Raw genomic sequence first — 7836 nt, forward strand, 5'->3', positions numbered from 1 at the left:
ATGCCCCGCTACTATGAGTCCTAGGGAAGAGTCGCGTCCAGAACGCCCTTCATCCAACGCGGATGTTCGAGCACGCGGCCGCAGCCGATGGCGACACACGAGAGCGGGTCGTCGGCGACCGAAACCGGCAGGCCGGTCTGGTCGCGGATCTCGGTGTCCAGGCCGCGCAGCAGCGCGCCGCCGCCGGTCAGCATGATGCCCTTGTCGGCGATGTCGGCGGCCAGTTCCGGCGGGGTGGCCTCAAGCGCGACCTTCACGGCCTCTATGATCTGGCTCACCGGTTCCGCCAGCGCCTCGGCCGCCTGACGCTCGGAGATGCGCACCTCGCGGGGCACGCCCTGCATGAGGTCGCGGCCCTTGACCTCGATGGACAGGCCCTCGCCGTCGGGCGGGACCCGGGCGGTGCCGATGTCCTTCTTGATCCGCTCGGCGGTGGTCTCGCCGATCAGAAGGTTATGGTTCCGCCGCATGTAGCTGATGATCGCCTCGTCCATTTTGTCGCCGCCGACGCGGACCGAACGCGAATAGACGATGCCCGACAGCGACAGCACGGCCACCTCGGTGGTGCCGCCGCCGATGTCCACGACCATTGAGCCGGTCGGCTCGTGGATCGGCAGTCCGGCGCCGATCGCGGCGGCCATCGGCTCGTCGATCAGGCCCACCCGGCGGGCCGAGGCGTTCAGGCAGGAATCGTTGATGGCGCGACGCTCGACGGCGGTGGCGCCCGACGGCACGCAGACGATCACCTTGGGGTTCACGAAGCCCTTGCGGTTGTGAACCTTGCGGATGAAGTGCTTGATCATCTCCTCGGCGACTTCGAAGTCGGCGATGACGCCGTCGCGCATCGGGCGGATGGCTTCCATGTGGCCCGGAGTGCGGCCCAGCATCTGTTTGGCCTCGATGCCCACGGCATGGACGATCTTGCGCCCGCCGACGTTTCTCAGCGCGACGACCGAGGGCTCGTTCAGCACGATCCCCTTGCCCTTCATGTAGATCAGGGTGTTGGCCGTTCCCAGATCGATGGCGATGTCGTTGGAAATGGCGCCGAAGAGCGAATTGAACATGGGGCGAGGATACCGTTCGTGCGGGTTCTGACAGGCTGTGCGGGCGGCCGGCCCGGTTCGGAGACGCCCCTTGCCGCACGTATCCCCACACGCGCGGCCGCCTGACATCCATTTCTGGCCGACCAGCGGCCCGTTTGCCCTTATGCAGGGGGGATTACAACCCCCTTTTCCGGCCGCCGAGGGCGGCCATCGGTCACAGTGGCGAGAGGCCCTCGGCAGCCAGCGCGCGCTGCGTCGCCGGGCGCTGCTGAACCCGGTCCAGATGGTCGTTCATATGAGGGAAGGTGTCAGGGTCCAGCAGGCCGCCTTGCCGCGCCCAGCGTTCGAAGACCATCAGATACGGATCAGCGACGGAGAACCTTGGTCCCATCGCCCAAGGCCCGACGTAGAGGCTGTCTTCCAGCACACGGAGTTTAGCCAGCGTCAGGTCCTGCTGCTGGGTCCTCGCGTCGCCCTCCAGAGCCGGCCGGGAGAACATCAGCTTGCCGATCGCGGGGTGGACTGACGAACCGAGGTAGCCGTTGAACGAGGTGAGGGCCGCGGTCGCATAGACGTCGTTGAGCGGCGCCAGGCCGGCCTCCGGATGCTTGGCCGCCAGATAGTTCAGGATCGCCACGTTCTCGGTCAGCACGCCGTGTTCAGTGGCCAGGGCCGGCACCGCGCCCTTGGGATTGATCGCCAGATAGGTCGGCTCCTTGTGCTCACCGGCTCTCAGGTTGACGGCCTGGGCCTCATAGGGGGCGCCAATCTCCTCCAGCACCGTGTGGGCGGCGAGCGAACAGGCGCCGGGCGAGTAGTAGAGCTTGAACATCTGTAGTCTCCGGGAGGCTTCGGGGAGGTAACTCGCGAAACGCCGATCAGGTCGCGTCCATCTCGGTCTCACGGCCAGCACGTCGGCGGCGAATCCATTCGCGGACCGCCAGCATGAGGCCCAGCCACAGCACCGCCGCGGCCGCCAGGATCAGAGAATGCCAGACGCCGTCGCCGCTGACGGCTGCGAACACAGCGCCACCGAAAAAGGCGACCAACGCCGTCTTGGGCAGGACGCCGAGCGCGCATCCGGCCAGGAAGGTCCAGAAGTTCGCCCGCGCCGCGCCGAACGCCATGTTGACGACGATGAACGGCGCTGACGGCACATTGCGGATGACGAAGCTGGCGTAGAAGGCGTTGCGGCCGATGAACCGCTTGAGCCTCGCGACCGTTCGGCTGCTAAGCCGGTCAAGGAGCCGGGCCGTTGGGCCGCGCCCGAGCCAGTAGGTCACGCCCGCTGACACGACCGTGGCTGTCCAGCTGTAGAAAAAGCCGAGCGAAGGCCCAAACGCCACGACGCAGGCGGCGATCAACAGGAACTGCGGGGCGCCGATGAAGGCCGCCAGCACGAACAGCAGAACCGTGGCCGCAAAGGCCCATGGACTGCCGGCGTAGCCCTGCAGCCAGGCCTCAAGCGCTCGCTCCGTCTCCAGGCCGAGCTGGCTCTTGCCGAAGAGGAGCAGACCGACCGTGGCCGCCAGCAGCGCGACGGTGACAAACGCCGTCCGCCAGCGGCGGCTGTCCATCTCGGTGAGGAATGACCAAGCCTGGCGGATCATGCCTTGGCCTTAGCCGTCAGCAGACGCCCCGTGAAGGCTCAACCGCCTCGACGGAACGTCGCGCCCACCTGCATTTCTCCGGCGATCTCCGCCGAGCAGCTGCGGCCGTCGGCCAGCGGCTGACATCCCGTCCACTCCACGGTCCAGTCGCGGCCGAACTGGCCCTCGTTCTGGGCGGTCAGGACGATCGGCTCGCCCCTGAAGCCGCGCAGCCAGCACTGACGGAAGGGGCCCGGCGTATTGTTGAAGCGCGCGTCTCCGCACCACATCGCCGGGTCGCTGGAGAGGACCATGGCCCCGGCGCGATCCGCCCCCGCCAGGGTGACGCGCAGCCGGTAGTCCATCGGATCACCGATGACCTCGACCCCATCGACCACGGTGACGCCGCCGGGGTCGGCCTGACCCGAGGCCAGCAGAAGGGTTGTCGCCAGGAGAGCGGCAGCGGACATGGGTCGGCCTCGGAAGATGATCCCCGCGCGTCATTTGCCTCATGGTGCGGCGCCGCGTAAACGGTCCGCCTGTCTTCATGAGGAAAGTTTCATGTCCCAGCCGGGGGGCCTGGAGTCCGCGACCCTGCGAAGAGTGAAGCCTTCGCCCACCCTGGCGGTCACCGCCCGAGCGCGCGAGCTGCGCCGTGAGGGTCGCGACGTGATCGGCCTCGGCGCCGGTGAGCCCGACTTCGACACACCCGAGAATGTCAAGGAGGCCGCTATCGCGGCCATCCGGCGCGGCGAGACAAAATACACCGACGTCGACGGCATTCCCGAGCTGAAGGCCGCGGTGTCCGCCAAGTTCGCACGCGAGAACGGCCTGACCTACGCGACCAACCAGATCCACGTGGCCCCCGGCGGCAAGGCCGTGATCTTCAACGCCCTGCTGGCCACCTTGTCGGCGGGCGACGAGGTCATCGTGCCGGCGCCCTACTGGGTCAGCTACCCTGACATGGTGCTGCTGGCCGGCGGCGAGCCGGTCGTCGTCCCCTGCCCCGAATCGGACGGCTTCAAGCTGACCCCGGCGTCGCTGGAGGCCGCCATCACGGCGCGCACCCGCTGGCTGATCCTGAACTCGCCGTCGAACCCGACCGGCGCCGCATATACCCGTGACGAACTGCGCGGCTTGGCCGAGGTGCTGGGCCGCCACCCCCACGTCTGGGCGCTCACCGACGACATGTACGAGCACCTGATCTACGGCGACTTCGAATACGTCACCCTCGCCCGGGTCGCGCCGCAGCTCTACGACCGGACCCTTACCGTGAACGGCGTGTCGAAGGCTTACGCCATGACCGGCTGGCGCATCGGCTACGCGGGCGGTCCCAAGCCGCTGATCGATCTGATGCGCAAGGTGGCCGGCCAGACCACGACAAATCCCTCGTCCATCAGCCAGTGGGCCGCCGTGGAGGCGCTGAACGGTCCGCAGGACTTCATGGCCGATCGCGCCCGGGCCTTCGAAGCGCGCCGCGATCTCGTCGTCTCGATGCTCAATCAGGCCAGCGGCGTCCGCTGCGCCACACCCGAGGGCGCCTTCTATGTCTATCCGTCGATCGAAGGCCTGATCGGCAAACGGTCGGCCAGCGGCAAACTCATCACGACGGACGGTGAGTTCGCAGCCGAGCTCCTCGACGCCGAAGGTGTGGCCGTGGTGCAAGGCGAAGCGTTTGGATTGTCGCCCTATTTCCGAATAAGCTATGCCACCTCCGAGGACGTGCTAGAGGAGGCCTGCCGCCGGATTCAGCGGTTCTGCGCCGGGCTTGTGTAACCGATGATCTGGGGGGTGGTCGTCACCGTCTTCGTGACGGTTCTCATCGCCGCGCTCCTGGCCAAGATCGGCCCGCTCGACCATCCGCGTCCGCGTAGCCGCCATCAATGGCCCATCGCCACTGGTGGCGGTCTGGCCGTCATCGCCGGGGTGATGGCCGGCCTGCTCGTCTATGTATTGCTTGAAGCCCCCTCGCCGGGCCTTGGCCGGATCCCCTGGGTGCTGGCCGGAGGTGTCCTCATCGCCCTGCTCGGCGCACTGGACGATGTCTTCGACTTCTCGCCCTACATCAAGCTTGCTGTACAGCTGCTTGTATCGATTGCCTTCTGCACAATGATCGCGCGCGTGGAAGTCCTCCCGTTCGCGCCCGGTTATGCGCTCGACGTCGGACCCATCCTGGGTATTCTGGGCACCACCCTGTGGCTCATCGTCATGATGAATGCCTACAACTTCATGGACGGTTCGGACGGCCTGGCCGTGGGCGTCCAGTCGATCGGCCTGTTCACCCTGGCTCTGGTAAACCCAGACCGGCCGCTCGTCGCCTTCGCATTGCTGGCCGCGGCAGCGGCGAACATCGTGTTCCTTCCGTTCAACCACCCGGGCAAGCGGCTCTTTCAGGGGGACTGCGGCGCTCTGTTCTCCAGCTTCATCATCGCCTCGGCGACGGTGCTCCAGTCCACCGGCAACAATCCGCGGGTCAGCATGTACATCGGCGTGTTCGTCGCGGCGCCCTTCATCACCGACGTGCTGCTGACCCTGCTGGCGCGCGCCCGCGCCGGCCGGCGCCTGTTCCAGGCGCACAACGAGCATCTCTATCAGCGTTGGCTGCGGGTCGAAGGGCGCACGACGGGCGATCTCGCCTGGCGCGTGTGGGGGCTGACGGCCGCCTGCGCGACCCTGGGCTTTGTCGTCGACCAGACCAACTCTGGCTGGAGCTTGCCGGTCCTGCTGGCGCTGTTCGCGGGCCTGGCGGTCGCCTGGTTCCTGATGGACAAGCGCGTGGCGCCGCTCGACCCGGCTCCGGTCCCCGTTACGCCGGCCGGCTGACCGCGAAGTCGGCCAGATCGGCCAGAGCGGCCTTCCAAGGCGAGGCCTCGAAGCCAGAGAGGGCCGCCTTGGCGGCGTCCGCATAATCCCCTGCCAGGTCCAGCGTCGCGCCGAGCGCGCCGGTGCCGATAATCAACTCGCGCGCCCGGCGGAAATCGCTGTCCGTCTGGTCACGCTCAACCACGACGCGGCGCCAGAAGGCGTCTTCCTTGCCGCGCGTCCTTTGCACCGCCAGCAGCAGCGGCAGGGTCGCCTTGCCTTCGCGGAAGTCGTCCCCGGCGTCCTTGCCGAGCGCGTCGGACGTTCCACCGTAGTCGAGCGCGTCGTCGGCCAGCTGGAACGCCAGCCCGAGGTTCAGACCGTAATCGCGCAGCGCCGCGACCTGCTCGTTCGATCCGCCCGCCGTCACCGCCGCCGATTCCGCCGCGGCCTGGAACAGGGCCGCGGTCTTGGCCGAGATGATTTCCAGATAGACGTCCTGCGGCAGATCCAGGTCGTGCGCCCGCGTGAGCTGAAGAACCTCGCCCTCCGCGATGACACTGGAAGCCCGCGCAAGCAGCCTGAGCGCATGCAGCGAGCCCGTCTCCACCATCAGGTCGAAGGCGCGAGTGAACAGGAAGTCGCCCACCAGCACGCTTTGCGCCTCGCCCCAGATGAGGTGCGCGGCCGCCTTGCCGCGCCGGGTCTTGGAGCCGTCGACGATGTCGTCGTGCAGCAGGGTCGCGGTGTGGATGAACTCGACCGCGGCGGCCAGCAGCTGGTGCGCGTCATTGTCCGCGCCCAGCAGCCGGGCGGAGGCCACCGCCACCAGCGGCCGCAGGCGCTTGCCGCCCGCCGCGATCAGGTGCTCGGCCAGGGCCGGGATCACAGGCACGTCGCTCTGCATCCGCTCGCGGATCAGGGCGTCGACCGCCGCCATGTCCTCGGCTCCCAGCCGAACGAGGGCGTCGACGCCTCCCGGGGCTCTTGCGGCGGGGGCCGTGACAGGGTCCAAACCAATACTCCGAAGTCTTGCGGTGGCGGGCGATCCATCCCCTCAGCCGCCGTCCGCTGTTAACCGGGGGTCTAGCCCAATGGCGCCAGAGGCGAAAGAGGACCGGCTGCTCGACGGCAGGGTCCGGCTGCGCCAGCCCGCGCGCGGCTATCGCGCCGGGATGGACGCCGCCCTGCTGGCCGCCGCCTGTGATGCGAAGCCCGGTCAGCGCGTCATCGAGGCCGGTTGCGGTGCCGGCGCGGTGCTGTGCCAGATGGGCGTCAGGCAGCCTGGCGCGGGTCTGTTTGGCGTCGAGCGCGACCCGGAAGCGGCCGGGCTGGCCCGCGAAAACCTGGCGCTCAACGGCCTGGAAGGCGAGGTGATCACCGGCGACGTGGCCGCCGGCTTCCGCGCCCTCGGCCAGCCGCCCTTCGACTGGGCCCTGTCAAACCCGCCCTTCTTTGACGATGAGGCGAGCCTTCGCGCGCCCGCGCCCGAGCGGCGCGGGGCCTGGATCGCGGATGACGGGCTCAAGGCCTGGACCGGGTTCCTGCTGAAGGCCGTGCGAGAGGGCGGCTCGATCGCGATCATCCACCGCGCCGACCGGCTGGCCGACCTGCTCGCCCTGCTGGCGCCCAAGGCCGGCTCCTTCCAGATCCGGCCGATCCACCCTTTCGCCGACGAGCCGGCCAAGCGGGTGCTGATCCGCGCCGTGAAGACGGGCAAGGCGCCCCTGCGCCTCGAGTCCGCGCTGGTCCTGCACGACCGCTCCGGCGGCAAGCACACGCCCGAGACCGAAGCCATCCTGCGCGGCCGCGCCGCCCTGCCCTGGAGCTGAGACGTGACCGAGCCCTCCGAGGTCGTCGCCTTCTGGCGCGACGCCGGCCCCGACAAATGGTTCGCCAAGGACGAGGCCTTCGACGCCGAGTTCAAGCGGCGCTTCTCGGATGCGCACGAAGCCGCCGCTCGCCGCGAACTCGACGGCTGGATGGCGACGCCGGAAGGCGCCCTGGCCCTGTGCCTGCTGCTCGACCAGTTTCCGCGGAACTGCTTCCGCGGGACCGGCCACGCCTTCGCCACCGATCCGCTGGCCCGGTCCTTCGCCCGCGAGGCGATCGAACGCGGCCACGACCAGGCCTTCGAGGAGGAGCTGCGGCCCTTCTTCTACCTGCCGCTCCAGCACTCGGAGAACCTCGCCGACCAGGAGGAGTCGCTACGCCTCTTCGGTCGCCTGACCTACCCGGACGCGGATCGCTGGGCCCGCCACCATCACGCCGTCATCGAACGCTTCGGCCGCTTCCCCCACCGCAACAAGGCGCTTGGCCGCGAGACCACGCCGGAGGAGCAGGCCTTCCTCGAAGAGGACGGCTTCCGGGGCTGATCCACAGGAACGTCACTGACCGGTGAT

At 68.5% G+C, this 7836-nt stretch carries 9 protein-coding genes; 4 read left to right on the plus strand and 5 right to left on the minus strand.

Annotated features, from left to right (window positions below; all coding sequences use genetic code 11):
* Positions 1-20: 20 nt before the first annotated feature.
* The 4 genes from Q0M60_RS11940 to Q0M60_RS11955 form a co-directional block, all read right to left on the minus strand.
* Entirely contained in the window at positions 21-1064 is a 1044-nt protein-coding gene (locus Q0M60_RS11940) for a rod shape-determining protein (protein ID WP_296819755.1), read from the minus strand.
* 193 nt (positions 1065-1257) lie between these two features.
* Complete coding sequence (locus Q0M60_RS11945) at positions 1258-1875, minus strand: glutathione S-transferase N-terminal domain-containing protein (RefSeq protein ID WP_296819758.1); 618 nt, start codon at positions 1873-1875, stop codon at positions 1258-1260.
* Between the two features lie 46 nt (positions 1876-1921).
* Positions 1922-2653, minus strand: a complete 732-nt coding sequence (locus Q0M60_RS11950) for a VTT domain-containing protein (RefSeq protein WP_296819761.1) — start codon at positions 2651-2653, stop codon at positions 1922-1924.
* A gap of 38 nt (positions 2654-2691) precedes the next feature.
* Positions 2692-3102 carry a hypothetical protein gene (locus Q0M60_RS11955; RefSeq protein WP_296819763.1) on the minus strand — a complete coding sequence of 137 codons (411 nt, stop codon included), beginning with the start codon at positions 3100-3102 and terminating at the stop codon, positions 2692-2694.
* Positions 3103-3193: 91 nt separating this feature from the next.
* Here Q0M60_RS11955 and Q0M60_RS11960 point away from each other — a divergent pair, with 91 nt between their 5' ends.
* Positions 3194-4408, plus strand: a complete 1215-nt coding sequence (locus Q0M60_RS11960) for a pyridoxal phosphate-dependent aminotransferase (RefSeq protein ID WP_296819764.1) — start codon at positions 3194-3196, stop codon at positions 4406-4408.
* A gap of 3 nt (positions 4409-4411) precedes the next feature.
* Entirely contained in the window at positions 4412-5455 is a 1044-nt protein-coding gene (locus tag Q0M60_RS11965) for a glycosyltransferase family 4 protein (RefSeq protein ID WP_296819766.1), read from the plus strand.
* Here Q0M60_RS11965 and Q0M60_RS11970 read toward each other — a convergent pair.
* The gene (locus Q0M60_RS11970; RefSeq protein WP_296819768.1) at positions 5439-6374 is read right to left on the minus strand and encodes a polyprenyl synthetase family protein; all 936 of its coding nucleotides are present in this window, start codon (positions 6372-6374) and stop codon (positions 5439-5441) included. The two genes, Q0M60_RS11965 and Q0M60_RS11970, sit on opposite strands and share 17 nt — an antisense overlap.
* Positions 6375-6528: 154 nt before the next feature.
* On the opposite strand from Q0M60_RS11970, the gene Q0M60_RS11975 reads away from it, so the two are divergent.
* Both Q0M60_RS11975 and Q0M60_RS11980 read left to right on the plus strand, forming a co-directional pair.
* Positions 6529-7266 carry a methyltransferase gene (locus Q0M60_RS11975; protein WP_296819769.1) on the plus strand — a complete coding sequence of 246 codons (738 nt, stop codon included), beginning with the start codon at positions 6529-6531 and terminating at the stop codon, positions 7264-7266.
* A gap of 3 nt (positions 7267-7269) precedes the next feature.
* Complete coding sequence (locus Q0M60_RS11980) at positions 7270-7809, plus strand: DUF924 family protein (RefSeq protein ID WP_296819771.1); 540 nt, start codon at positions 7270-7272, stop codon at positions 7807-7809.
* Positions 7810-7836 lie beyond the last annotated feature (27 nt).

It is taken from the genome of Brevundimonas sp., assembly GCF_024711105.1.
Taxonomy (GTDB): Bacteria; Pseudomonadota; Alphaproteobacteria; order Caulobacterales; family Caulobacteraceae; genus Brevundimonas.

Coding starts and splice junctions, on each gene's coding strand:
- Q0M60_RS11940 (WP_296819755.1), bottom strand. CDS start 1,064: ATGTTCAATTCGCTCTTCGGCGCCATTTCCAACGACATCGCCATCGAT.
- Q0M60_RS11945 (WP_296819758.1), bottom strand. CDS start 1,875: ATGTTCAAGCTCTACTACTCGCCCGGCGCCTGTTCGCTCGCCGCCCAC.
- Q0M60_RS11950 (WP_296819761.1), bottom strand. CDS start 2,653: ATGATCCGCCAGGCTTGGTCATTCCTCACCGAGATGGACAGCCGCCGC.
- Q0M60_RS11955 (WP_296819763.1), bottom strand. CDS start 3,102: ATGTCCGCTGCCGCTCTCCTGGCGACAACCCTTCTGCTGGCCTCGGGT.
- Q0M60_RS11960 (WP_296819764.1), top strand. CDS start 3,194: ATGTCCCAGCCGGGGGGCCTGGAGTCCGCGACCCTGCGAAGAGTGAAG.
- Q0M60_RS11965 (WP_296819766.1), top strand. CDS start 4,412: ATGATCTGGGGGGTGGTCGTCACCGTCTTCGTGACGGTTCTCATCGCC.
- Q0M60_RS11970 (WP_296819768.1), bottom strand. CDS start 6,374: ATGGCGGCGGTCGACGCCCTGATCCGCGAGCGGATGCAGAGCGACGTG.
- Q0M60_RS11975 (WP_296819769.1), top strand. CDS start 6,529: ATGGCGCCAGAGGCGAAAGAGGACCGGCTGCTCGACGGCAGGGTCCGG.